22 protein-coding genes are annotated in these 24,389 nt (G+C 70.0%); 16 read left to right on the plus strand and 6 right to left on the minus strand.

Annotated features, from left to right (window positions below; all coding sequences use genetic code 11):
* The first annotated feature begins 66 nt into the window (after window positions 1-66).
* From pcaH to pcaC, 5 genes are read left to right on the plus strand one after another with little or no spacing between them, the layout of a single operon-like run.
* A complete protein-coding gene (pcaH, locus tag NQ152_RS05345; RefSeq protein WP_257501179.1) occupies window positions 67-930 on the plus strand; it encodes a protocatechuate 3,4-dioxygenase subunit beta in 864 nt (287 codons plus the stop codon).
* Window positions 930-1,496 (plus strand): protocatechuate 3,4-dioxygenase subunit alpha, encoded by a 567-nt coding sequence (gene pcaG, locus NQ152_RS05350; protein ID WP_257501180.1) that lies wholly within the window; start codon window positions 930-932, stop codon window positions 1,494-1,496. The genes pcaH and pcaG overlap by 1 nt, the downstream gene beginning before the upstream one ends.
* Window positions 1,486-2,907, plus strand: coding sequence for a lyase family protein (locus NQ152_RS05355; protein ID WP_257523266.1), 1,422 nt, complete (start codon window positions 1,486-1,488; stop codon window positions 2,905-2,907). Before pcaG ends, NQ152_RS05355 begins: the two co-directional genes overlap by 11 nt.
* Entirely contained in the window at window positions 2,904-3,668 is a 765-nt protein-coding gene (locus NQ152_RS05360; RefSeq protein ID WP_257523267.1) for an alpha/beta hydrolase, read from the plus strand. The genes NQ152_RS05355 and NQ152_RS05360 overlap by 4 nt, the downstream gene beginning before the upstream one ends.
* Window positions 3,665-4,063 (plus strand): 4-carboxymuconolactone decarboxylase, encoded by a 399-nt coding sequence (pcaC, locus tag NQ152_RS05365; protein ID WP_257523268.1) that lies wholly within the window; start codon window positions 3,665-3,667, stop codon window positions 4,061-4,063. The genes NQ152_RS05360 and pcaC overlap by 4 nt, the downstream gene beginning before the upstream one ends.
* Window positions 4,064-4,230: 167 nt before the next feature.
* Here pcaC and NQ152_RS05370 read toward each other — a convergent pair whose 3' ends face one another.
* Complete coding sequence (locus NQ152_RS05370) at window positions 4,231-5,415, minus strand: 4-hydroxybenzoate 3-monooxygenase (protein ID WP_257523269.1); 1,185 nt, start codon at window positions 5,413-5,415, stop codon at window positions 4,231-4,233.
* A 266-nt stretch (window positions 5,416-5,681) separates the two neighbouring features.
* On the minus strand, window positions 5,682-6,437 hold the full coding sequence (locus NQ152_RS05375; protein ID WP_257523270.1) for an IclR family transcriptional regulator: 756 nt from the start codon (window positions 6,435-6,437) through the stop codon (window positions 5,682-5,684).
* Between the two features lie 143 nt (window positions 6,438-6,580).
* Between NQ152_RS05375 and NQ152_RS05380 the strand changes: the two genes are divergently transcribed.
* The 9 genes from NQ152_RS05380 to NQ152_RS05420 all read left to right on the plus strand — a co-directional run bounded on the left by NQ152_RS05380 (window position 6,581) and on the right by NQ152_RS05420 (window position 17,458).
* Window positions 6,581-7,597, plus strand: coding sequence for a hotdog domain-containing protein (locus NQ152_RS05380; protein WP_257523271.1), 1,017 nt, complete (start codon window positions 6,581-6,583; stop codon window positions 7,595-7,597).
* 181 nt (window positions 7,598-7,778) lie between these two features.
* Entirely contained in the window at window positions 7,779-8,543 is a 765-nt protein-coding gene (locus tag NQ152_RS05385; protein ID WP_257501187.1) for a 3-oxoacid CoA-transferase subunit A, read from the plus strand.
* Window positions 8,540-9,208, plus strand: a complete 669-nt coding sequence (locus tag NQ152_RS05390; RefSeq protein ID WP_257501188.1) for a 3-oxoacid CoA-transferase subunit B — start codon at window positions 8,540-8,542, stop codon at window positions 9,206-9,208. Before NQ152_RS05385 ends, NQ152_RS05390 begins: the two co-directional genes overlap by 4 nt.
* Before the next feature lies 1 nt (window position 9,209).
* The gene (locus tag NQ152_RS05395; protein ID WP_257501189.1) at window positions 9,210-10,385 is read left to right on the plus strand and encodes a thiolase family protein; all 1,176 of its coding nucleotides are present in this window, start codon (window positions 9,210-9,212) and stop codon (window positions 10,383-10,385) included.
* A 91-nt stretch (window positions 10,386-10,476) separates the two neighbouring features.
* Entirely contained in the window at window positions 10,477-11,280 is an 804-nt protein-coding gene (locus tag NQ152_RS05400) for an IclR family transcriptional regulator C-terminal domain-containing protein (protein ID WP_257523272.1), read from the plus strand.
* Window positions 11,281-11,432: 152 nt separating this feature from the next.
* Complete coding sequence (locus tag NQ152_RS05405; RefSeq protein WP_257523273.1) at window positions 11,433-12,734, plus strand: sugar phosphate isomerase/epimerase; 1,302 nt, start codon at window positions 11,433-11,435, stop codon at window positions 12,732-12,734.
* Window positions 12,735-12,771: 37 nt separating this feature from the next.
* Window positions 12,772-14,247: a sugar phosphate isomerase/epimerase gene (locus tag NQ152_RS05410; RefSeq protein ID WP_257523275.1), complete on the plus strand. Its 1,476-nt coding sequence runs from the start codon at window positions 12,772-12,774 to the stop codon at window positions 14,245-14,247.
* Window positions 14,248-14,279: 32 nt separating this feature from the next.
* On the plus strand, window positions 14,280-15,833 hold the full coding sequence (locus NQ152_RS05415) for a family 43 glycosylhydrolase (protein ID WP_257523276.1): 1,554 nt from the start codon (window positions 14,280-14,282) through the stop codon (window positions 15,831-15,833).
* Complete coding sequence (locus NQ152_RS05420; protein WP_257523277.1) at window positions 15,830-17,458, plus strand: DUF5597 domain-containing protein; 1,629 nt, start codon at window positions 15,830-15,832, stop codon at window positions 17,456-17,458. The genes NQ152_RS05415 and NQ152_RS05420 overlap by 4 nt, the downstream gene beginning before the upstream one ends.
* A 69-nt stretch (window positions 17,459-17,527) precedes the next feature.
* On the opposite strand, the gene NQ152_RS05425 is transcribed toward NQ152_RS05420, so the two are convergent.
* The 3 genes from NQ152_RS05425 to NQ152_RS05435 form a co-directional block, all read right to left on the minus strand.
* Window positions 17,528-19,699: a glycoside hydrolase family 3 N-terminal domain-containing protein gene (locus NQ152_RS05425; RefSeq protein WP_257523278.1), complete on the minus strand. Its 2,172-nt coding sequence runs from the start codon at window positions 19,697-19,699 to the stop codon at window positions 17,528-17,530.
* Between the two features lie 102 nt (window positions 19,700-19,801).
* Window positions 19,802-21,097 carry an ABC transporter substrate-binding protein gene (locus NQ152_RS05430; RefSeq protein ID WP_257501196.1) on the minus strand — a complete coding sequence of 432 codons (1,296 nt, stop codon included), beginning with the start codon at window positions 21,095-21,097 and terminating at the stop codon, window positions 19,802-19,804.
* A 130-nt stretch (window positions 21,098-21,227) separates the two neighbouring features.
* Window positions 21,228-21,356, minus strand: coding sequence for a hypothetical protein (locus tag NQ152_RS05435; RefSeq protein WP_257523279.1), 129 nt, complete (start codon window positions 21,354-21,356; stop codon window positions 21,228-21,230).
* Window positions 21,357-21,525: 169 nt separating this feature from the next.
* On the opposite strand from NQ152_RS05435, the gene NQ152_RS05440 reads away from it, so the two are divergent.
* On the plus strand, window positions 21,526-22,485 hold the full coding sequence (locus NQ152_RS05440) for a carbohydrate ABC transporter permease (RefSeq protein ID WP_257501198.1): 960 nt from the start codon (window positions 21,526-21,528) through the stop codon (window positions 22,483-22,485).
* A gap of 3 nt (window positions 22,486-22,488) precedes the next feature.
* A complete protein-coding gene (locus tag NQ152_RS05445) occupies window positions 22,489-23,325 on the plus strand; it encodes a carbohydrate ABC transporter permease (protein WP_257501199.1) in 837 nt (278 codons plus the stop codon).
* Here NQ152_RS05445 and NQ152_RS05450 read toward each other — a convergent pair.
* Window positions 23,315-24,301 (minus strand): LysR family transcriptional regulator, encoded by a 987-nt coding sequence (locus tag NQ152_RS05450; protein ID WP_257501200.1) that lies wholly within the window; start codon window positions 24,299-24,301, stop codon window positions 23,315-23,317. The two genes, NQ152_RS05445 and NQ152_RS05450, sit on opposite strands and share 11 nt — an antisense overlap.
* Window positions 24,302-24,389: the final 88 nt, after the last annotated feature.

Consider the following 24,389-nt stretch of genomic DNA (forward strand, 5'->3'; position numbering starts at 1 on the left):
GCGGTCCGGCCGGATGGGACGCTTGATCTGCGTGCTCCGGAACGAGCGCGCGTCGAAGGAGACCCCATGACCATCACCCGTCCGGACCCGATTGGCGAGGCATTCTCGTCCTCGGTGATCATCGAACCGACCGCTGCGGCGCCCGAGTCGCTGCTCGCCTCGGCCGACATGCCCTCGCAGCGCCAGATCAACGAAGAGATCGCACAGCTGCACGCCGAGTACGCGCGCCGCGACGAGTCCGGCGAGGAGCTGCGGGCCACCCTGCACGACTTCCCGCCGTATCGCTCCAGCCTGCTGCGTCACCCCACCAAGGACCTCAAGCTCGTCGATCCCGAGACCATCGAGCTGTTCTCGCCGGCCTACGGGCAGCGCGACGTCGCGGCCATCGAGGCCGACCTGACGCTGCAGCACCGCGGCGAGCCGCAGGGCGAGCGCATCACCGTCGAAGGGCGCCTGCTGGACTCGTGGGGCCGACCGGTGCGCAACCAGCTCATCGAGATCTGGCAGGCCAACGCCGCGGGCCGCTACATCCACCAGCGCGACCAGCACCCCGCGCCGCTGGACCCGTACTTCACCGGCGCCGGACGCATCGTGACCAACGACAACGGCGAGTGGAAGTTCACCACCATCAAGCCGGGACCGTACCCGTGGAAGAACCACGTCAACGCGTGGCGCCCCGCGCACATCCACTTCTCGGTGTTCGGCAGCGCGTTCACGCAGCGGATCATCACGCAGATGTACTTCCCCGGCGACCCGCTGTTCGCCCTGGACCCGATCTACAACACCATCCCGCGCCAGGCCGACCGCGACCGCCTCATCGGCGCGTACGACCACGATCTCACCGTCCCGGAGTTCTCGATGGGCTACCGGTGGGACATCGTCGTCGACGGCCCGGACGCGACCTGGTTCGAACCTGAGGGAGAGCACTGATGCCCGCACCCACCCAGCCCAAGACGCATCAGGCCACCCCCGGTCAGACGATCGGGCCGTTCTTCGCGTTCGGCCTGGACTACGACAAGAAGCACGAGGTCGCCTTCCCGCACAGCGCCGGCGCGATCGTGCTGGGCGGCACGCTGTACGACGGGGACGGCGCGCCCATCCCCGACGCGATCGTGGAGATCTTCGGCGCCGACTCCGACGGCCGAGTGCCGCGCGGCCGTGGCTCGCGCCGTCGCGATGACCACACCTTCACCGGGTTCGGCCGCTCCGCGACCACGGACGAGGGCGGTTTCGAGTTCTGGACGCGCAACCCCGGCCCGATCGACGGCAAGGCGCCGTTCTTCGCGGTCGTCGTGTTCGCGCGGGGGATGCCGGACAAACTGCACACGCGCATCTACCTGCCCGAGAACCCCGAGCTGCTCGATGCCGACCCGCTGCTGTCCTCGCTCACGCCGGAGGAGCGCGCTACGCTCATCGCAACGCGCACCCCGGAGGGGTACCTGCGGCACGACATCCGGCTGCAGGGCGAGAAGGAGACCGTCTTCCTTGCCTTCTGACCCATCGTCCGCCGAGTCGCTCGCGGCGCCGCCCGCCGACGGCGCGACGACCTCGGCGGACGACGTCGGACTGCTCTCCCCGGTCTTGATCGGGGCGGGGGATGCGGCATCCGATCGTGTCGTGCTGGCACACCTCGTCGGCGCCGAACTCGCCCTCACGCGCGCGCTGGTCGCTGCGGGCCTCGCGCCGCAGGCCGCCGGCATCGCGGTGGACGGGGTGCGGCGGAACCCGCCGGCGATCGACCTCGGCCGGCTCGCCCGGGACTCGGTCGCCGGGGGCAACCCGGTCATTCCGCTGATTCCCCTGATCAAGGCGAGCGTGGCGCAGCACGATCAGGATGCCGCGGCCTGGGTGCACGTCGGCGCGACGAGTCAGGACATCCTCGACTCCGCGCTGATGACCGTGGGACGCGACGTGGCAGTAGCCGTCGCGGAGAGCCTGTCGCAGACAGCCGACGCGCTGGCGAGGCTGGTCCGCGCCCACCGCGACGACCCCGCGGCCGCACGCACGCTCACCCAGCACGGCGTGCCCACGACCCTGGGGCTGAAGGCGGCCAACTGGCTGCGTGCGGTGGACCGCGCGCGCCACCGCCTGGACGAGGCCGCCTCCCGCCTCCCGGCTCAGCTGGGCGGTGCCGGTGGCACGCTCGCCGCCTTCGTCGAGCGCTTCGGCGCCGCCGCCGCAGCCGATCTGCCGGCACGGTACGCCCACGAGCTCGGACTCCAGGCGCCGGCGGCCCCCTGGCACACCGACCGCTGGCCGGTCACCGAGCTCGGCGATGCGCTGGCCGCCGTGGTCGCCGCGGTCGGGATGTTCGGCTCGGACATCGCCGGCATGGCCCGCACCGAGGTGGCCGAAGCGGCCGTCGCCGAAGGCGGCGGCTCGTCCGCGATGCCGCAGAAGCAGAACCCGGTGGATGCCGTCCTGCTCCGCTCCGCCGCCATGCGCGCCCCCGGGCTCGCCGCCCAGCTGCACCTGGCCGCCGGACTGGCCGTGGACGAACGTCCCGACGGCGCCTGGCACGCCGAGTGGCCCGCCCTGCAGGAACTGCTGCGTCTGACGCTGGGCGCCTCCGCCCGCGCCGCGCACCTGGCCGCGGGTCTGTCCCTCGACGCCGGTCGCGCCCGCGAGAACCTGGACCTCACGAACGGGCTCATCGTCAGCGAACGGCTCGGGATCGTCCTCGTGCCGCTGATCGGCAAGGCCAGATTCGACTCGCTCATCGTCGACGCCGCGGCCGGCGGTGACCTGGCGGGACTCCTGCGAGCCCTGCCCGAGGCATCCGCACTGGATGTCGACGAGCTCGTCGACCCCGCACGCTATCTCGGCCTGGCGCCCGCACTCGCGGACGCCGCGCTGCGGCGCGCGCCTGACGCCACCGACGCTTTCGAGGAGGGCCCCCGCCCGTGACCGTTCCCACCGTCTCCTTCACCACGCCCGTGGGTCCGGCCGGTGCGCCCCTCGTGGTGCTCGGACCGTCGCTGGGCACGTCCACGATCCTCTGGGAGGACGTGCTCCCGCTGCTTGCGACGGATTACCGCGTCACCGCCTGGGACCTGCCCGGTCACGGCGCCTCGCCCGCGGCATCCGAGCCGTTCACCGTCGAGGAGCTTGCCGATGCGGTCGCCGCCGGGACCGGCGAGCCGTTCGGCTACGCCGGCGTCTCGCTCGGCGGAGCGGTCGGCCTCGCCCTGGCGCTGCGGCATCCGTCGCTGGTGCGCCGTGCCGCGATCATCGCGTCCGGGGCTCAGCTCGGGGACGCGACGGGATGGCACGAGCGCGCTGCGCAGGTGCGCGCGCAGTCGACCTCGAGCGTGATCATGGGCTCGGCGCAGCGGTGGTTCGCGCCGGACTCGATCGCACGGCGGCCCGAGCTGTCCGGGCGGCTGCTGCACGCGCTGCAGGATGCCGACGACGAGAGCTACGCGCTGTGCTGCGAAGCCCTCGCGGCGTACGACGTGCGCGATCGGCTGAGCCGCATCGAGATCCCGATTCTCGCGATGTGGGGTGAGCACGACGCCGTGGCGCCCGAGGCGAAGTCCACCGAGATCGCCGCGGGCGTTCGGCACGGCACGATCGTTTCCATCGCGGATGCCGCTCACCTGCCGCCCGCGGAACAGCCGGAGGCAGTCGCGGCCGCGCTGCTGGAGTTCGTCAGGAAGGCATCATGAGACCCGCAGGCGAAGGACTCTCCGATCAGGAGCGCTACGACCAGGGCATGGTGGTGCGCCGGGAGGTGCTCTCGGACGAGCACGTCGACCGCTCGACGGCCGGCGCGAATGCGATGACCGCGGAGTGGCAGGACTTCATCACCCGGGTCGCCTGGGGCGACGTGTGGTCCCGCCCCGGTCTGGACCGCCGGTCGCGGTCGATCGCGGTGCTGACCTCGCTGATCGCGCACGGGCATCACGAGGAGCTCGCGATGCACCTGCGTGCCGCCCGCCGCAACGGGCTGAGCCTCGACGAGATCAAGGAAGTGATCCTGCAGAGCGCGATCTACTCCGGCGTCCCCGCCGCCAACACGGCGTACCGCATCGCGAGCGAGGTCTTCGCCGACGAGCTGTAAGGCGCTCCTCGGCGCTCGGCTGCCGAGGGTGCGTGTTGCGGTTGCCGAGGGTGCGTGTTGCGGCTGCCGAGGGTGCGTGCGCGCGCAGCAGGGCGCAACCTGGCGAGCGCGAAACGCACTCTCGCGGGCCGGGACGTGCACTCTCGCGGGCCGGGAGGCGCCGCGGGTCAGCGGCCGGCGAGCGGCCAGCCGGTGTACGCCTCGGCGAGGTAGCGACGGCCCGACTCGGACTCCACGACGGTGCGCAGCTCGCCGAGCTGCCGGAGGCGGTCGAAGTCGGAGGCATCCGGCGCGACGTGCAGCATGCTCGTCATCCACCAGGAGAAGTGCTGGGCCTTCCAGATGCGATCCAGCGCCTTCTCCGGGAAGGCCTCCAACAGTCGTGAGTCGTTCTCGAGCAGCAGCGCCCGCAGCGCCTTGTCCAGGAGGACGACGTCGGCCACCGCGAGGTTCATCCCCTTCGCGCCGGTCGGCGGAACCGTGTGCGCCGCATCCCCGATCAGGGCCACGCGCCCGCGCAGCAGCTGATGGGCGACGAAGCTGCGGAACCGCAGCACGTCGCGCTGAAAGATCGGACCCTCCACAAGATCGTGCCCGTCCACGCTGGCCTGCAGCGCGTCCCAGATCTGCCGATCGCTCATCGAATTCGGATCCAGGTCCGGGTCGCACTGCAGGTACATCCGCTGCACCGTCGCGCTGCGCTGGCTGATGAGGGCGAAGCCGTGCGGCGAGTTGCTGTAGATGAGCTCCGGTGCGCTGGGCGGCGCTTCGGTGAGGATGCCGAACCACGCGAACGGATACTCGCGGAAGTACCCACCCGTAGAGGAGCCGGTCACTGCCGCGCGCGCGACGCTGCGCGATCCGTCGGCGCCCACCACGAACTCCGCCTCGATCTCGATCGCCCGGCCCGCGGCATCCGTCGCCATCACACGGGGACGGTCGCTCTCGGCGCCGTCGACCCGGTCGGCGGCGACCCCGAAGCGGATGTCCTGACCCGCCGCCAGGCGCACGGCGATCAGGTCCTTGAGCACCTCGTGCTGCGGATAGAGCCACACGCCGCGGCCGACCAGGTCGGCGAAGTCGATCCGGTGCCCCTCGCCGGCGAAGCGCAGCTCGATGCCGTCGTGGCGGTGCCCGACCGTGCGCACGCGATCCGAGGCACCCGACTCGTCGAGGATCTCGACGGTCCCCTGCTCGAGGATGCCGGCGCGGATGGTGGTCTCGATCTCTTCCCGCGATCGCGAGTCGAGCACGATCGAGTCGATGCCGGCGTCCGCGAGCAGGTGCGAGAGCAGCAGGCCGGCCGGGCCGGCACCGATGATGGCGACGCGGGTGCGGACGGGGTCGGTCATGTCGTCTCCTCTGACGGTGGATGGGATCGCATGGGATGCCTCGCCCCAGTGTGACCGGTCACCGCCTCCGAACGGCATGCATTCCCGTTGAACGGGATGCTGTGTCCTTCGCGCCCCGCCTCGATCACGACCCCGATCCGGTGGTCGTGGATGCACGGCGCGCGCGGCGTTTCGCGTACATCCAGGGCAAGTGAACAAGAGAGGGCGAGGGAACGAGGGCGAGTGAACGGGAGAGCGGGCGAACGAGCGGGCGAGCCGCCCGCGGGTCAGCGCCGGTCGGCCGCGAGCGCCGAGCGGATGCCGGCCGCGGCGGCGCGGAGCTCTTCGAGTGCCGCGGCGGTGGGGGCATCGCGGGGGAGCACCACGGACAGTGCCGCCAGAACCGTTCCCGCGCCGTCGCGCACCGGGACGGCGACTCCGGTCGAGACAGCCTCGATCGAGCCGGGGGCGATCACGTACCCCTGTCGCCGCACAGCGGCGAGCGCGCGGCGCAGGGCCGCGGCATCCGTGATCGTCTCGGCGGACACGCGCGACAGGGGAGCCGCGAGCACCCGCTCCTGAAGCTCGGTGGGGCCGAAGGCGAGCAGCACGAGTCCGGACGAGGACGCGTGCAGCGGGAGGCGCCCGGCGATCCGGGTGATGTTGGCTCCGGAATCCGGGGACGAGAGCCGCTCGAGGAACAGCGCCTCGTCCTGCTCGAGCACGGCCAGCTGCGTGTGTTCGCGGATCGCCGCCTGCACGCGCTCCATGAAGGGCATCGCTGCCTGGCGCAGCCGCAGGGCCTCGGAGCCGCGAAGCGCCAGCTCCCACAGCCGCATGCCCAGACGCACGCGGGCATCGTCGTCGCGTTCCAGCAGGCCGGCCGCCACCAGCGCGTCCACCTGCCGATGCGCAGTGGATGACGGCAGTCCAGCACGGCGCCCGATCTCCGCGGCCGTCTGGACGGTGCGCTCCGCCGAGAACGTCTCGAGGATGCGGACGATGCGCTCGGTGAGCGAGTCGCCCGACGGCGAGTTGGCCATGCGCCCAGCGTGCCATACCCACTCGGGCATCCACCCGCGTCACCCTGCCCGCCCGTAGCCGCACACCGCACTCACCCGGCCAGCCGCGTGCCCGCGCAGCCCGCAGCCGCACCGCGGCGTTCCTCTCGGCCTATGCTGGCGCCGTGCCCCCCTCGGACTCCGCGCTCCCCGTCACCGCCGCTGCCGCACGGGATGACCGCGTCACGCTGCGGTTCATGAGCGAGCCCGGCGACACGGCGGCGGGCGGACGTTCGGTCGCCGCCGGCAGCGTCATGGAGTGGATCGACAAGGCCGGCTACGCCTGCGCGGTGGGCTGGGCGGGGACGTACTGCGTGACGGCCTACGTCGGCAACGTGCGTCATCAGCGGCCCATTCCGCCGGGAAGTATCATCGAGGTCGTGGCTCGCCTCGTGCACACCGGCCGAACGAGCATGCACGTCGTCGTGACCGTCTCCTCCAGCGACGTCAATGTCCACGCGTACACACCGGCGACCACGTGCATCCTGATCTTCGTCGCCAAGGGAGCCGACGGCACCGCGGCGACTGTGCCGGAGTGGGTCCCCACGTCGCCCTCCGATCGTCGGCTCGCCGCCGCCGCGCTCGAGCGGATGCCGGCCCGTGACCAGATCAAGCGCCTCATGCTCGACGAGGAATACACCGAGGCCGGTCGTGCTCCGCGCACGACGCTGCGGTTCCTCGTGCCCCCGGAGGCCGTGAACTGGGGCGGCAACGCACACGGCGGCACGGTCATGCGCTGGATCGACGAGGCCGCCTACGCGTGCGCCGCGGCGTGGGCGCAGGACGGTGACGGGGCCAGCGAAGCGATCGGGGTCTATTCCGGCGGCATCCATTTCTTCGCGCCCGTCCGCATCGGCGATCTCGTGGTCGTGGACGCCCGCCTCATGTACACCGGCGAGCACAGCATGCACATCAACGTGCGAGTCTCCAGCGCGGACCCCCGTCGGCCGGCCGAGCTGTCCCTGACCACCCAGTGCATGAGCGTGTTCGTCGTGCCCGGCCGCGCGGGACGAGCGCTGCCGGTGCGGCAGTGGACGCCCACGTCGGACGAGGACGTGCGCATCGCCCAGCACGCGAGGCAGATCATCCAGCTGCGGGAGGATATCGTCCCCATCCCGGCTGCACTCACCCTCGAGCCCTGACGCTCCCGCCCGCCGCCCGCCCGCCCCGACGTCCCGGCACGCTGCCGATACTCGCACCGCCGGCACGCACACGCCGGCCCCGCCACTTCCACCTGCCCGGCACCCGTGACAGCGGAAGCCCGCCGCGCTATAATAGACGTAGAGCGCACACGCGTGCGCACAGCGAACACCAGGAGTTCATGTGATCGACAAAACGGTTCCGGATGCCGAGACCGCGGTCTCCGGCATCCCTGACGGAGCGACCATCATGATCGGCGGCTTCGGCCGGGCCGGCCAGCCGGTCGAGCTGATCGACGCGCTCATCGCCTCGGGCGCGGGGGACCTGACGATCGTGAACAACAACGCCGGCAACGGCGACACCGGTCTGGCGGCCCTGCTCGCGGCCAGGCGCGTCCGCAAGATCATCTGCTCCTTCCCGCGACAGCACGACTCGTGGGTCTTCGACGGGTTGTACCGCGCGGGCGAGATCGAACTCGAGATCGTCCCGCAGGGCAACCTCGCCGAGCGGATCCGCGCCGCCGGCGCCGGGATCGGCGGCTTCTTCTCGCCGACCGGCGTCGGCACCGAGCTGGCCGAGGGCAAGGAGGCGCGGACCATCGACGGACGCGCCTACGTCCTGGAGTACCCCATCCGCGCCGACTTCGCCCTGGTCAGCGCGCTGAAGGCCGATCGCTGGGGGAATCTGATCTACCGAAAGACGGCACGCAACTTCGGGCCGATCATGGCATCGGCCGCGACCACGACGATCGTTCAGGTCGATGAGGTCGTCTCCCTCGGATCCCTCGATCCCGAAGCGGTGGTCACCCCCGGCATCTACGTGGACCGCGTCGTGGCGGTGGGCGAGCGGCTCTGGCTCGACGACGGCGCCTTCGTCGGCGGCGTCGACCTGGAGGGCGAGCCGATCGCCGACGCGTCGGCCGACGCAGTGAACGGAGCAGAACGATGAGCACCCAGATCACCCGCAACGAGCTCGCGCAGCGCATCGCGGCCGACATCCACGAGGGCTCGTACGTGAACCTCGGCATCGGGGCGCCCACGCTCGTGGCCAATTTCCTGCCCGATGACCAGGAGATCATCCTGCACACCGAGAACGGGCTGCTCGGGATGGGCCCGGCACCGGATGCCGCGCACGTGGACCCGGACCTGATCAACGCCGGCAAGCAGGCTGTCACCGCGCTGCCCGGAGCCGCGTACTTCCACCACGCCGACTCGTTCGCGATGATGCGCGGCGGCCACTTGGACGTCTGCGTCCTGGGAGCGTTCCAGGTGAGCCAGACCGGCGACCTCGCGAACTGGTCCACCGGCGCACCCGGAGCGATCCCGGCCGTCGGCGGCGCCATGGACCTCGCGATCGGCGCGAAGGCCGTCTATGTGATGACCGACCTGCTGACCAAGACGGGCGAGTCCAAACTCGTCGCCGAGTGCACGTACCCGCTCACCGGGGTGGGGTGCGTGACCCGCGTCTACACCGACCACGCCATCTTCGACGTCACCGCCGACGGGTTCGCCGTGCGCGAGGCGTTCGGGGAGAACACCGTCGCCTCGCTCGCCGAGCTCACCGGCCTGACGCTGGCCGAGGCCTCGGCCGAGGCATCCCAGAAGGAGAACTGACATGACGAGCAGCTATGTGTACGACGCCGTCCGCACTCCGTTCGGGCGGGCCGGAGGCGCCCTCGCGGGTGTACGTCCGGACGACCTCGCCGCCGTGGTGATGCGCGCGATCGTCGAGCGCACCGGCATCGACCCGGCCCGGATCGAGGACGTCATCTTCGGCGATGCCAACCAGGCCGGCGAGGACAACCGCAACGTCGCTCGTTTCGGAGCGCTGCTCGCCGGGTTCCCCTCGAGCGTGACCGGTGTCACGGTCAACCGGCTGTGCGCATCTTCGGTCGAAGCGGTCATCCAGGGCTCGCGGGCGATCGAGTCCGGCGATGCGGACATCATCCTCGCCGGCGGCGTGGAGTCGATGAGCCGCGCCCCGTTCGTGGTGGAGAAATCGGCCAAGCCGTGGCCCGCGGTGGGCAACCCGACGATGTGGAACACCTCGATCGGGTGGCGGATGACCAACCCTGCGCTGCGCAAGGACTGGACGATCAGCAACGGCGAGTCCGCCGAGAAGGTCGCCCGCCAGGTCGGGCTGACCCGCGAGGCGCAGGACGAGTTCGCCGCGCGTTCGCACCGTCTCGCGGCCGCGGCGTGGGCCGCCGGCATCTACGACGGCGAGATCGTGCAGGTTCCCGGCGCCGAACTGGCCCGCGACGAGGGCATCCGTGACGACTCCAGCGTCGAGAAGCTCGCGGGCCTGAAGCCCCTGTTCGCCCAGGATGGCAGCGGAACGGTGACCGCGGGCAACTCCTCGCCGATCAACGACGGCGCCTCGGCGGTGCTGCTCGCCGGCGACGGCGTGCTGCCGGGCGAGCCCCTGGCGCGCATCGCCGGGCGCGCCTCCCACGGCGTGGATCCCGACCAGTTCCCGCTCGCGCCGATCGAGGCCGCCAACAAGGCCCTCGCTCGGGCGGGCCGGACGTGGGCGGATGTCGACTTCGTCGAGCTGAACGAGGCGTTCGCGTCGCAGTCGCTCGCCGACATCCAGGGCTGGCCGGACCTCGACCCCGAGCGGGTCAACATCCACGGCGGCGCGCTGGCGATCGGCCACCCCCTGGGCGCCTCGGGCGGCCGGATCATCGGGCACGCCGCGCACGAGCTGGCCCGCCGCGGCGGTGGGGTCGCGGTCGCCGCGATCTGCATCGGCGTCGGTCAGGGACTCGCGGTCGTCCTGGAGCGGTGAACCGGCTGCGCGCGGCGGCACCGCGCGCAGCGGCCGACTCGAGCATGAGCAGCGGGCGGCACGATCGCCGGCGGAGGGACAGGGCGAGCGTATGAGCACTCCGGACTCCGGCGATTTCGTGCAGTCCCTGGCCCGCGGTCTGTCCGTGATCCGCGCGTTCGACGCCGATCACGCCGAGCTGACGCTCAGCGAGGTCGCGCGGCGCGCCGGGATCACCCGCGCCGCCGCGCGCCGGTTCCTGCTCACCCTCGAGACGCTCGGCTACGTCCGCGGGCTGCCCGGTTCGGGAAACGGCGGCATCACGGGCGGCAACCGGGCGTTCTCGCTCACGCCACGCGTGCTCGAGCTCGGATTCAGCTACCTCTCCTCGCTCTCGCTGCCGGAGATCGTGCAACCGCATCTGGAGGCGCTGTCCCGAGAGGTGGGCGAGAGCGTCTCGGCCGCGGTGCTGGACGGCGCCGACATCGTCTACATCGCGCGCGTGCCCACGCGGCGGATCATGAGCGTGCGGATCACGATCGGAACGCGCTTTCCGGCGTATGCGACCAGCATGGGCCGGGTTCTCCTGGCGGGACTGCCGGATGCCGCCGCCGACGCTGCGGTCGCGGCATCCGATCTGGCCTCCCTCACGGACCGCACCATCACCGATCCGGGGGCGCTTCGTGGCGAGCTGGACCGTGTCCGGGCGCAGGGCTGGGCGGTGATCGACGGTGAGCTGGAGCCGGGCCTGCGGTCGATCGCGGCACCGCTGCACGGCCGGGACGGCAGCGTGATCGCGGCACTGAACGTCTCCACGAGCGCTACCCGAGACACGGTGGAAAGGCTCCTGGAGGCGTACCTTCCGCCGCTGCTGCGCACAGCGGCGGCGATCGACGCGGAGCTGCGGCTGATCTGACCGACCGCATCGGATCTTCTTACGTGGGCATCACGCACACTTATGCATGAAAGCGACAGTGTGAGGTAGCGTCGACAGTACGGCACGACGACGCGCCGTCCGTCCCTGCGATGACCGCAGGTACCGCCTACCGGCAGAGAGTGCGGACCTCCATGCTCCTCGAACGAGACCTGATCCAGTCCGTCGGCTTCCGCAACGTCCGTGCGGGAGGACGGGTCACCGGCTTCCAGTTCCGCGTCCGGATGCCCTCCTACCGAGGGATGGCGGCATCCCTGATCGACGGGATCGCGGTGCGCGTCGGCGACCTCGTCGATGTCGCGGCCGATGTCCCGCGCTGGAGCTTCGGTGGAACGACCTACAGCCTCGCCGAACTCTGGGACAGCGACGGCGTCCGATGGCAGCTGGAAGAGCCCGCCGTCGTCACCGTGCCCTTCGAAGGCGGGCTCCCCGACGGCGTCCACGAGGTGTCGATCGAGCTGCGGCTGCGCATGTCCTACGTCCCGGTCGAGCATCAGCCCTCCACCTACCGGGTCACCAAGCACGTCACCCTCTCCCCGGAGGCCGACGGAGCGCCGTTCAGGTACGGCGTCTCGCTCTACAGCTTCATGGGCGACTACGGCACCGTCCTGGACCTGGAGACCGCGCTCGCAGGCATCGCCGACATCGGCGCGACCGGGGTCGAAATCCTCGGCGAGGCGCACATCCCGAACTATCCCGAGCCCGCGCAGGAGTGGGTGGACGAGTGGTTCCGGCTGCTCGAGAGGTACGGCCTGGAACCGACCAACTACGGCTCCTGGATCGACACCCGTCTGCACTCGAGCGGCCCGCACGCGCACGAGATGTCCATCGACGAGGGCGCTGCCGCGCTGCAACGCGACCTGCGGCTGGCCCATCGGCTCGGCTTCCGCTTCGTCCGGCCGAAGATCGGCGTGGTCTCCAGCGACCTGGTTCCGCACCCCATCTGGTCCGAGGCGGTGGAACGCAGCCTGCCGCTCGCCGAGGAGCTCGATCTGATCATCTGCCCCGAGATCCACTCGCCGACGCCGATCAGGCACGAGGTCGTCGAGGACTACATCGCGCTCATCACCCGCACCGGCACCAAGCACTTCGGGCTGCTGATCGACACCGGCATCTTCCAGGATCGGCCGATCGCTCTGAAGCCGGGCGAGCTTCCCGGGCAGCGCCCGGCGTTCATGGACGGCATCGCGGTCGACCCCGGCGACTTCGCGAGCGTGGCCGAGCACGTCGTGTTCATCCAGGCCAAGTTCCACGACATCGACGACACGCTCGAGGATCAGCAGATCCCCTGGGAGCCGGTGCTGCGTGCGATCAAGGACGCCGGCTACACCGGCTACCTCTCCAGCGAGTACGAGGGCGAGCGCGAGCCGTGGCGCTCGATCGAGCAGGTCCGCCGCCATCATTCGCTGATGCGTCAGGTCGCCGACCGCCTCTGAGCCGCGGCATCCATTCCATCCCCAAGGAGATCACATCATGCCGAACGGACTGATCCAGGACGACAGCCTCCGCGTGCACCCCGACGGTTTCGCGCTCTCCCTCACCCTGCCGTGGTACCGCAGCCTGTGGCTGTCATCGGTCACGTCGCTGCAGCTCACCGTCGACGGTGAGCAGATCCCCGACGATGACCTGGCGTTCGAGCTGCAGGGGGTGCGGTACCCGCTGAACGACCTGCCCCAGCAGAGCGAGGTGCTCTGGTACCTGCAGGATCACCCGCTGCTGATCGCGGCGCGCGAGACGTCGAGCGAACCCGGTGAGACCCACGAGGTCCACCTGGTCGGTCAGCTGCGCCTGCCCTATATGCAGATCGCACCGGGCGAGGACGGTGGAGCGGGCATGTACGTCCCCAACGTCGTGGACCAGACGCTGACGCTGACGGTGACGGATCGGGATGCCGCGCGCCCGGCTCTCGTGTCGGGCGTGACGGCTCCACCGCCGGCGACGGACGCCGACCCCTTCACGCTCGGCCTGACGCTGTACTCGGCCAGCGCCGAGTTCCGTGCCGGCTGGTACGACGTGGACGGCCTGCTGGCGCGGGTGGCCGAGCTCGGCATCGGCCCCGGCATCGAGATCGTCGCCTCACAGGCGCTGCCGACCTACCCTCACGTGTCGGACGAGTTCGTCCGCAACTGGCGCGCCGCCTTCGACAAGTACGGCTTCGACGCGAGCTCGTTCGGCGCCAACCTGGACATGGGCCGGCGACGTGACCGCGACATGACCGATGACGAGGAGTTCGAGTTCAGCGAGATCCTCTTCCGCGATGCCGCGACCCTCGGCTTCCCGCTCGTGCGCATCCAGAGCGCGAAGCCGACGCTTCTGCGCCGGCTTCTTCCGATCGCGGAGGAGCTGAACCTCAAGCTCGCATACGAGATCCACGCGCCGATGGGCCCGAACGCTCCGGCGGTGATGAAGGTGCGCGAGGTCTACGACGAGCTGGACTCGCCGCTCCTCGGGTTCGTCGCCGACTTCTCCGCGACGATGCACAGCATGTCGCCGACGCTTCTCCGAGCGGTGCAGCGCGCCGGGCTCGACGAGGAGGCCGTCGCACGACTGCAGGCGATCTGGGCGACGGATGCCTCGATGCAGGAGCGCCAGCAGGAGTTCATCGGCTACCTCACCAGCCGCGACTTCGACCCTGGCCGGCTCGGCTCCTTCGCCCACCTCGCCTTCAACATGCACGGCCACGTCGCTCCGCAGGAGTGGGCCGAGATCATGCCGCAGATCCTGCACGTGCATGCGAAGTTCTACGACATCGATGAGAACGGTCAGGAGCCGGCGATCGACTATCCGGAACTGGTGCGCGTCTTCGTCGAGGGCGGCTATCGGGGCTACTGGTCGAGCGAATGGGAAGGCCACGCGTTCGCCGAGCTCGGCGAGGTCGACCCGCTGCTGCTGGTTCGGCGGCAGCACGACCTCATCCGCAGGTCGATGCGGGAACTGCAGCCGGCATGAGCGGCGCGCCGGACGATCGAAGCGATCGCCGCGTGGGTGTGGCGAGGGGCGACCGGATCGGCGACGCGGTGACCACCTACATCAACCCCGTCCTGGCCGGCGACCGGCCCGACCCCGCGGTGCTTCAGGTCGGCGACCAGTACTGGCTGACCTACTCGTCGTTCGAGGCGGCGCCCGGGCTGCCGCTGTACCGTTCGACGGATCTCGTGAACTGGACATACGAGACCTCCGCACTGCACAACCCGGTCGGCAACACGTTCGCCGTCGACCTCGCCGAGCACGATGGACGCTTCTTCATCTACATCCCGTTCATCCCGACGCCGTGGTCGACGCTGACGGACGCGGCGATCTTCGTGATCCACGCCGACGCGATGAGCGGTCCGTGGTCGGAGCCGATCGACCTCGGCATCCGCGGAGTGATCGACCCCGGCCACGTCGTCGGCGAGGACGGCAGACGATACCTGTTCACCAGCGGAGTGCGCCGCATCCGGCTGACGGATGACGGCCTGTCGACAGTGGGCGAGCTCGAGTACGTCTACGACGGCTGGCGCTACCCCGAGGACTGGGTCACCGAGGCCTATGCGCTCGAGGGGCCGAAGCTGTTCTGGCGCGCGTCAGCACGCCGGAGGTCGGGGGCGGAGACTCAGAACGGGACGGGCGGCTGGTTCTACCTCGTCAGCGCCGTCGGCGGCACGGCGGGACCGCCCACCGGGCACATGGTGATCGTCGCACGGTCCCGATCGGTGCACGGACCGTGGCAGAACCACCCCCGCAACCCGATCGCCCGCACCGAGGATGCGGCCGAGGCATGGTGGTCGCGCGGCCATGCGACGCTCGTTCCCGGTCCCGCGGGCACCGACGAAGACGACTGGTGGATGATCTCGCACGGCTACGAGAACGGCTATCGCACGCTCGGCCGGCAGATCCTGCTCGAGCCGATCCGCTGGGGTGAGGACGACTGGCCAGAGGCGGTCGTCCACGACCTCGGCGCACCGATCGACGCGCCCGTCGGCGCCGCGGAGCAATCGGCGGCTCCGGACCTCGCCGACGACTTCGCGCAGCCGGATCTGGGCAGGCGCTGGGCGTTCCACGCACCTGATCGCGGAGAAGCCGAGCGCGTGCGGGTCGACGACGGCCTCATTCTGCGGGCCAAGGGCTCCTCGCCCGCCGACACATCGCCGCTCGCGATGCTCACCGGCGACCACGCGTACGAGATCGAGGTCGAGGTCACCGTCCAGCCAGGTGTCGAGGCCGGGCTGCTGCTGTTCTTCAACAACCGGCTCTTCTGCGGCATGGGCGTGGACGGCGAACGGATGCAGAGCTATTCGGGCGGCATCCGCACGCACTGGCGCGAGCCGGCTCCGGCCACCGACCGCATGACGCTGCGCATCCGCAACGACGAGCACATCGTCACCGGCTGGTACCGCGTCCCCGGCGGAGCGTGGACGCGGCACGGCGTCCGCTACGAGACCTCCGGCTACCATGCCAACACCGTCGGCGATCTGCTCAGTCTGCGCCCGGCGCTGTTCGCGACGGGGACGGGCGAGGCGCGGTTCCGCGAGTTCGCGTATCGGTCGCTGAGATGATGGCCGCCGCGCGGCCGTGGGCCCTCTCGACAGAAGCACCGTTCGCGCTGCGCCGCGCCGGCGCCCCGGCGCTCCTGGTCGGGGGCCAGGTGTTCAATTCCGCCTCGTCATCGCCGAAGGCGATCGCCGATTCCTTCGCCCACGTCCGACGCGTCGGAAGCAACGTCGTCCTCGCGCCGGTGAGCTGGGCGCTGACCGAGCCGGTCGAGGGGACGTTCGACTTCTCGCTCGTCGACGTCATGCTCGCTGAGGCGCGCACATCCGAGCTTCGCCTGGTGCTCCTGTGGTTCGGCGCCTTCAAGAACGCGGCCTCGACGTACGCTCCCACGTGGGTGCGCGCCGACCCGGAACGGTTCCCGCGCGTCGTGGTCGAACCGAAGGGCATGCCGGCCTTCAGCTACGAGGGCGCGACCGCGAAGCCGGTTCTCTCGGTCTTCAGCCCCGAACTGCGCGAGGCCGATGCGAACGCCTTCGAAGCGCTCATCCGGCACCTCGGGGATGCCGATCCGGACGGCACGGTCGTCATGGTGCAGGTCGAGAACGAGTCGGGTCTGCTCTCGGACAGCCGCGACCGCAACCCGGCGGCGGAGGCGGCGTGGAACGCCCCCGTCCCATCCGCGCTCCTCGAACACGTGCGCGGGACGACCGCCGGCAGCACGTCCGCCCGACGGCTCTGGGAGTCGCACGGAGCAGTCGACGGCGGGTCCTGGCCAGAGGTCTTCGGGAACACCCCGGCGGTGGATGAGGTGTTCATGGCGTGGGCCATCGCGAGCTACGTCGAGCATGTCGCCGGCCGCGGCCGGGCGATCGCCGACATCCCGATGTACGCGAATGCGTGGCTCGGGCCGCAGCCCGGCCAGGACGCCCCCGGCCAGTATCCGAGCGGGGGTCCGACCTCCACCGTGCTCGACATCTGGCGCGCTGCCGCACCCTCGCTCGCGTTCCTGGGTCCCGACCTCTACGTGCACGACGCCGACGCCGCCATGGCGCAGTATGCGACCGGCACCCAGCCGTTCTTCGTGCCGGAGTGCCGCCTCAGCCCGGCCGAGCTCGTCCGCGCGATCGGTGCGTACCGAGCCATCGGATGGTCGGGGTACGGGCTGGATCTGGCCGATCCCGACGCTCAGTTGGCGGCCACGATCTCGTTCGTCGCGGGTCTCGAGAGGGAGATCGCCGCCGCAGCGCTGCGCGGCGCTATCGCCGCCGTGGTCCTCGAACCCGACGTCGACGTGGAGAGCCGGCATATCGACGGCGTAGTCATCTCGGCGCGCGGCGCACGTGCGCTCTTCCGGCGGATGCTGCTCGACGCCGGGGTGAACATCCCCGACACCGCGCTGCGGGTGCCCGATGAGACCCTCCCGAACGCGCAGATCGCCACACCGGGCGAGACGCGGCCGTTCGCCCTGATCGCCGGAACGGGCGAGGACGGGTATCTCGTGATCGGGCGCGAGGTGACGCTGGACTACGTCGCCGCCGATGCGCGGGTCGAGATCGACTCGGTCCAGGAGCTGCTCCTCGAGAACGGCCGCGTCGTCGAAGGCCGGGTGCTCAACGGGGACGAGCGGCTGATGATCCTGCCGAACGATCGCGTCGGCGCGGCCCGCATCCGGCTCGTGCGCCTCTGACAGGCCCGCTCCTGCACGCCGCGGCGACCGCCGAGATCTCCTCGACGATCGACGAGATCCGGCGCCCGATCACGGCGTGACGTTCAGCGCCAATCGCTCGGCGTCCGTGCCGTCGGTGACCGTGAGAACGAGCTCGCCCGGTTCGAGCACGAAGCGATCCTCGTCGTCCCAGAAACCGAGATCGTCCACGCCGAGCTCGAACGACACCGACGCCGCCTCGCCGGCCGCGACGGCCACCCGTCGGAACCCGCGCAGCCGTTGCACCGGCTGCGCGAGCGAGGCGACCGGATCGGACAGGTAGACGAGCACGACGTCGTCGCCGTCGCGCTCGCCGACGTTGCGCACCGAGGCCGATACGACCACCCGCGCACCCGCGCGAAGCTCGGTACAGGGAATCTCCGAGGTCGACAGGGATGCCGCCTCCAGGCAGAACGTCGTAAAGCTGAGTCCGTGGCCGAAGGCGAACCGGGGCCCGCGCTCCAGGTCGAGGAACTTGGACGTGTAGTAGTCGTCGAGGTTGTTCGGTCCCTGCAGACCGACATCCCAGCGGTGCACAGCCATCGACCCTCCCGTCCGTGCGGGTCGCCCGGTGTTCTCAGCGTCGTGGTGGATCGGTATCTGTCCGGCCGCGCGGGGGAAGGTCATCGGGACGCGGCCGCCGGGGTTCACGGCACCGGCCACGACCCGCGCGATCGCCTCGGGCCCCCGGGTGCCCAGGTGCCAGGCCAGCAGCGCAGCGGGGGCCCGGTCGATCCAGGCCTCGACGACCAGCGGGCGTCCGGTGATCAGGATCACGACGAACGGCACGCCGGTGTCCGCGATCGCCTGGATGAGATGCTCCTGATCGCCGGGCAGCCGGATGTCCGCGCGGGAACCGGCCTCGCCGGAGATCGAGCTGGGTTCACCGACGGCGATGAGCACCAGGTCGCTCTTCGCCGCGAGCAGGACTGCTTCTCGGATGTCCGCGTCCGACGGCCCCAGGAACTCCGCGCCGGATGCCACCGTCCACGTCGCCTCGGGCAATTCGGCGCGCAGGGCGTCAGCGAGGGTGCCTGCCTGCGCGCCGAAGTGCTGCACCCAGGCGCCGAGATGATCGGTGCTCGTGGCGTACGGTCCGGTCAGCAGGATGCGCTGCGTGCCGGCCGGGAGCGGCAGCACCGCACCCTGGTTCTTCAGCAGCACGACGCAGCGCTCGGCCGCGTCCTGCGCCGTGCGCAGCGTCTGCGGAGTGGGCGCGGTGCGCTCCGCGGCGGCATCCGCGAACGGGTTCTGGAACAGACCCAGCGCCTTCTTCAGCCGCAGGACGCGCAGCACCGCGTCGTCGATGCGAGCGGCATCCACCGCACCCCGCTCGATCAGCGGCACGTCGTCGCCGGCCAGCTCTGGCCCGCCCATGACGATATCGAGCCCGGCCGCGAGGGACTGGCGCACCGCGTCGGCCTCGTCGCGCGCCACGCCGTGCCGGACGAGCTGGGCGACGCCATCGGCGTCACCGACGACGACGCCCTCGAACCCGTACTCGGCCTTCAACACGTCGGTCAGCAGGCGCCGGTGCGCATGCATCGGCGTGCCGTTGAGCGAGTTGAAGGCCGCCATGACGGATGCCGCCCCCGCAGCGACGGCGCTACGGAAGGGTTCGAGATACGTCTCGCGCAGGCGGCGCCGCGAGACGTCGGTGGTGTTGTAGTCGCGGCCCGCTTCGGCAGCCCCGTAGGCGACGAAGTGCTTCACGCACGCAGCGAGGACATCCGCTGCGGTGAGGTCGTCGCCCTGGTACGCCGCCACCTTGGCAGCGCCCAGAGCGGCGGCGAGGAACGAGTCCTCACCGAACCCCTCCACCACGCGGCCCCAGCGCGGGTCGCGGGCCACATCCACCATCGGTGCGAACGTCCAGTTCACGCCGCCCGATCTGGCCTCGGCGGCCGAGATCCGAGCGTCCGCCGCGGGCACCGAGCGATCGAAGCTGGCCGCCTGCGCCAGTGGCGTCGGAAAGATCGTGAACTGGCCGTGGAGGACATCGAGCCCGATCAGCAACGGGATGCCGTGCGCGCTCTCTTCGATGGCTGCACGCTGCAACGCGTTCGTCCGCTCGGCGCTCTGCGGCCAGAACAGTGCCCCGATGCCGCCGCGGGCCAGGGCCAGCGCGTCGTCCTGGTCGCGGCGCCAGAGGATCTGCAGCTGGGCGAGCTTCTGACTCCACGTCATGCCTGCGAGCAGTTCTTCGGGTGTGCGCGTGTCCACGGCCATCTCTCCTCACACTCCGCGATGCTGCAGCCGCGCGTCGCGGGCTGGGGAGGAACCCTCGGCCCGGACGCGCGGCTGCAGCCGCGGTTCAGCGGATTGCTACTGGTCCCAGGCCGCGTCCATCTCCTCCAGAATCTGGTCGACGGTGCTCTGACCCGTCAGCAGGCCCTGCACGCCGGCGCCGAGCGCATCGTAGACGGCCGGGTTCGGCCAGCTCGAGTTCGGGATGCTGGTGTACGAGCCGGAGGCGAGCAGTTCACCGATCGGTTCGTACGAGGGCAGCAGCGTCTCCGGATCGATCCCGGTGATCGGCACCGCTCCGGAGATCTCGGCGAAGTGCTGCGCGTTCTCGGGCTCCGCCGCCCAGTCGAGGAAAGCCTGCGCGGACTGCTTGACCGCGTCATCCGACGAGGCGTTGATCGCCCATGCGTAGTTCGCGCCGGTGAGCGTGAACGCGTCCTGGCCGTCGTCCGGCGGGAAGGCCTGCACGTTCAGGTCGGATCCGGTCGCGCTGCTGATCGAGGCGGCCGCGCTGCCCGGCACGGCCGCGGTGAGCGAGGTGCCGCCACCGAGTCCCGCGGTGATGTTGTCGAACGTGCCACCGGCGGCGCCGTCCTGGAAGCAGCCCGAGTCGTTCATCTCCACGACGTCATCGAGGACGTCACGCCATCCGCTGTCGGCGAAGGTCACATCGCCTGCCGCCCGCTGCTCGTTCCAGTCCGGGGTTTCGGCGTAGACACGGGTGGCCGAAATCAGCTGCGTGAACAAGCCCGTGTTGAACGGGATGCCGCCTGCCAGCACGGTGAAGGTCTTGCCCGCGTCGCGGGCGGCCGAGCAGGCCTCCAGGAGGTCCTCGTAGGTCTCGGGGTATTCGATCCCCGCCTCATCGCCGGCGGTGACGTTGAAGATCATGCCGACGGGGGTCAGCGACGTGGGCTGAGCATACGTCTCACCGTCGATCTGGAACTGCGACTCACTGCCGACCGGCAGGATCGAGGCGGAGGTGTCGTCGAGCGGCTCGAGGAATCCGGCCTCGGCGAGAGTGATGACCGAGATGGGCTGGCCGGTTCCGGGCGACAGGATCGCGACGTCCGCCGCGTTGCCCGCTTGGAACTGGGTGGTGACCTGCGTGTTGTAGGCGTCGGACGGATACGGGATCACCTCGATCTCGATGCCGGCCTCGTCGGCGTACTCGGCCGCGAGCTGCGCGTAGTAGTCATCCGCGTCGTTAGCCTCGGCGACCATGATCGAGAAGCCGGTGGCGGCCGGATCCTCGGTGCTGCTGCTGCCGCCGTTGTCAGCGGGGCCGGAGCAGCCGGCGAGAACCAGAACACCGGCGACGGGGAGCCCGAGCAGCGACCATCGGATGTGTCGGTTTGTGGAGAGCTGTGACATTTCGAACCTTTCGTGACGTCTTCGTCGCCAGCGGCACAGCTGGCTCGGCTTCAGGCCGCATCTTCACTGTGACATCATTTGCATCTTTCCGACATAACAGTTGCTTATATGCGGCAATACGACGAGTGATTCACTCGCCGGGATGGAATCCCACGCGCGGGTGGTCCACGAGCACGCGCACCGCTCCGCTCAGACCCGCAGGCCGGATGGCCGCCGTCGGTTCGAAGACGGCGGCGCCGCGTCGAGCGCCTCCGTCCATGCCGGCGTCCCCGGCTGCACCTTCCAAAGCGCTCCGAGGTTGCGACCGCCGCTGGACTTATAGCGGATATCGCTACGACTAATGTGTGATTTCGACGCAAGAGTGTGATAGTGGATCGAGGCGCTCAGCGCCGACAGCCGGAGCGCATGACGACGAGGTCAGAGAGCAGATGACAGTGACGATCGACGAGAACAGCACTCGCACGCTCACCGTGCCGCCCCGAGCCCGGCGTACGCCCGCACCGCCGACCCGGCGCAAGCCGCTGATCAGCTACGGCCACTGGTGGTGGGCGCTGCCGGCGGTGGTGCTGGTGATCGGCGTGCATTACGTCGCCACACTCACCGGCGGATTCTTCGCGTTCACCGACTGGACGGGCCTGGGCGACTGGGAGTTCATCGGCATCGACAACTTCGTGCGCATCTTCAACGATCCGCAACTGCTCGGGGCGGTGTGGAACACCCTCTTCCTCGCGGTCGGGTCGGTCCTCCTCACGAACGTCATCGGTCTGCTGTTCGCACTCGCCATCAACCGGATGCTCAAGACCCGGTACATCCTGCGGACGCTGCTGTTCATGCCCGTCGTGCTGAGCCCGCTGGCCGTCGCGTACGTGTGGAAGTTCATCTTCCAGTTCGACGGCCCCCTCAACGGCGTGCTCGGTGCCGTCGGCCTGGAAGAACTCCAGAAGGTGTGGCTCGCCGACCCGACATGGTCGATCTGGGCGATCCTGATCACGGTGGTCTGGCAGCAGACCGGCTTCACGATGGTGATCTATCTCGCAGGCCTGGCCAGCGTCCCGGTCGAGGTCGAGGAGGCCGCCGCGCTGGATGGCGCGGGAATCTGGGGCCGTTTCTGGAACGTCACCGTCCCCGCGATCCGTCCGTCGATCGCGATCGCGACCACGCTCGGCATCATCCAGGGCCTGCGCATCTTCGACCAGATCCTCGCCCTCACCGGCGGAGGACCTGCCGGGTCCACCGAGACCCTCGCCACGGAGGTCTACAAGCAGGCGTTCTCACTGGGACAGTTCGGGTTCGGCTCGGCCCTCGCGCTCGTGCTGACCATCGTCATCCTGGCGTTCGCCATCCTCCAGCAGTACGTCACCCGCGACCGCGACGCCGGAAGGGCCTGATTCATGTTCCGCTACACCAAAGCAACCGCGGTCCGCGAAGTGCTGGTCTGGATCGTCACGCTGCTCGGTCTTCTTCCCTTCTACATCCTCGTCGTCACATCGCTGAAGTCTGATCAGGAGACGCTCACCACGAGCGCCGTCGCACCGCCGAGCACGCTCGATGTCAGCGCGTTCGTCGAGGTGCTGACGACCACGGGACGCAACAGCATCCCGATGAGCATCCTCAACAGCGTGATCATCACGGCCGGCGCGATCTTCGGACTGGTCCTGCTGGGCTCCGTCGCCGCCTACGTGATCGCCCGCCGCACGCGACGGTGGACGAACATCACCTTCTACCTCGTGCTGATCGCCATCATCCTGCCCGCCCAGCTCGGAACCGTGCCCCTCTACATCGGAGCCCGCAGCGTCGGCCTGACCGGCAACGCGCTCGGCATGGTCCTGCTGTGGATCGGCATCCTGCTGCCGCTGGCGGTGTTCCTGTACGCGAGCTTCTTCCGGGGACTTTCGACCGAGTACGAAGAGGCCGCCGTCATCGACGGCGCCACCCCCACGCAGGCGTTCTTTCGAGTGGTGCTGCCGCTCATGGCCCCCGCGACGGGGACCGTGGCGATCCTGGCCGGGCTGATCGTCTGGAACGACTTCTTCAACTCGCTGATCTTCCTCGGCGGATCCACGACGCAGACGCTGCCGGTGGCGATGTACACCTACGTCGGAGGCCTCGTCTCGGCGTGGAACAAGATCTTCGCCGTCGTGATCATCTCGATGATCCCGATCCTGGCCTTCTACATGTTCGCGCAGAAGCGCTTCATCCAGGGCTTCGCCGGTGGCCTCAAAGGCTGATCGAGGCGTCCGCGGCGACGATGGGCTCGACGTAGCGGACGCCGGTGGCAACGGTCGCCTGCACCTCGCGGGCCGCGTCGAGGAACACCGAGCGCATCCAGGCGTGCTCGGGGTCGCGGTCATGGACGGGATGCCACCACAGCGCGTTCGTCGTCGGGGTCGCGTCGAAAGGCGGCTCCAGAATGCGGATGCCGCCCAGCCGGGCGATCTCGGGGGCCAGTGCGGCCTGCACCAGACCGAGCCGGTTGGTGCCGACCACGAAGTGCGTCAGCGCGAGGAAGCTCTCCACGACGACGTCGACCACCGGCTCCAGACCCAGCAGCTGAAGCTGGCGACCTGCCGAGGTGAAGGCCGACCGCGAGCGGTAGGTGAACACCCACGGGCACTGCGCGAGGATCTCCATGCTCAGCCCGTCCGCGACCAGCTCGTTGCCCTCGTCGGCCACGACCACCCAGCGGTCGCGCCAGAGATCCTCGTAGGGCAGGTCGGTGAGGTAGCCGTGCGGGATGACCATGGCATCGACGGAGCGCAGGCTGTTGGCCGCGTCATCGACGATGGGTGTGTTGTGCAGGACGAAGCGGAACCGCACGCCGGTCGCCGTGCGAGCGGCGACGCGGGAGACCGCCGCGCCGATCGTGGCGAAGCCGTAGTCCGAGCCGTAGATCGAGAACTCCCGCGACGACTCGTGCGGCGTCCACGTGGCCTGGCTTTCGAAGACGCGCCGGGCGGCATCCAATGCGATGGTCGTGTGCTCGGACAGCCGCAGCGCCAGCGGCGTGAGTTCATACGCGTTGCCGCGACGGGCCAGGATCGGGTCGTTGAAGTGATTGCGCAGTCGCGCCAGCGACGCGCTGAGCGCCGGCTGGCTCAGATGGAGACGTTCGGCGGCGCGGGTGACGCTGCGCTCGGTGAGCAGCGCGTCCAGAGCGACCAGCAGATTCAGGTCGAGACGGGACAGCAACGGGTGATCGGCCACGGCGGTGTGATCCTTCGTCGTACGTCGGGTACGCCGCCCATCCTATCGAGGCGATCTATTCCGGCGGCACCCATCATTCGTCGAAGCG

It is taken from the genome of Microbacterium sp. zg.B48 (assembly GCF_024623505.1).
Taxonomy (GTDB): domain Bacteria; phylum Actinomycetota; class Actinomycetes; order Actinomycetales; family Microbacteriaceae; genus Microbacterium.

Coding starts and splice junctions, on each gene's coding strand:
- pcaH (WP_257501179.1), top strand. CDS start 67: ATGACCATCACCCGTCCGGACCCGATTGGCGAGGCATTCTCGTCCTCG.
- pcaG (WP_257501180.1), top strand. CDS start 930: ATGCCCGCACCCACCCAGCCCAAGACGCATCAGGCCACCCCCGGTCAG.
- pcaC (WP_257523268.1), top strand. CDS start 3,665: ATGAGACCCGCAGGCGAAGGACTCTCCGATCAGGAGCGCTACGACCAG.
- NQ152_RS05370 (WP_257523269.1), bottom strand. CDS start 5,415: ATGACCGACCCCGTCCGCACCCGCGTCGCCATCATCGGTGCCGGCCCG.
- NQ152_RS05375 (WP_257523270.1), bottom strand. CDS start 6,437: ATGGCCAACTCGCCGTCGGGCGACTCGCTCACCGAGCGCATCGTCCGC.
- NQ152_RS05390 (WP_257501188.1), top strand. CDS start 8,540: ATGAGCACCCAGATCACCCGCAACGAGCTCGCGCAGCGCATCGCGGCC.
- NQ152_RS05395 (WP_257501189.1), top strand. CDS start 9,210: ATGACGAGCAGCTATGTGTACGACGCCGTCCGCACTCCGTTCGGGCGG.
- NQ152_RS05400 (WP_257523272.1), top strand. CDS start 10,477: ATGAGCACTCCGGACTCCGGCGATTTCGTGCAGTCCCTGGCCCGCGGT.
- NQ152_RS05405 (WP_257523273.1), top strand. CDS start 11,433: ATGCTCCTCGAACGAGACCTGATCCAGTCCGTCGGCTTCCGCAACGTC.
- NQ152_RS05410 (WP_257523275.1), top strand. CDS start 12,772: ATGCCGAACGGACTGATCCAGGACGACAGCCTCCGCGTGCACCCCGAC.
- NQ152_RS05420 (WP_257523277.1), top strand. CDS start 15,830: ATGATGGCCGCCGCGCGGCCGTGGGCCCTCTCGACAGAAGCACCGTTC.
- NQ152_RS05430 (WP_257501196.1), bottom strand. CDS start 21,097: ATGTCACAGCTCTCCACAAACCGACACATCCGATGGTCGCTGCTCGGG.
- NQ152_RS05435 (WP_257523279.1), bottom strand. CDS start 21,356: ATGGACGGAGGCGCTCGACGCGGCGCCGCCGTCTTCGAACCGACGGCG.
- NQ152_RS05440 (WP_257501198.1), top strand. CDS start 21,526: ATGACAGTGACGATCGACGAGAACAGCACTCGCACGCTCACCGTGCCG.
- NQ152_RS05445 (WP_257501199.1), top strand. CDS start 22,489: ATGTTCCGCTACACCAAAGCAACCGCGGTCCGCGAAGTGCTGGTCTGG.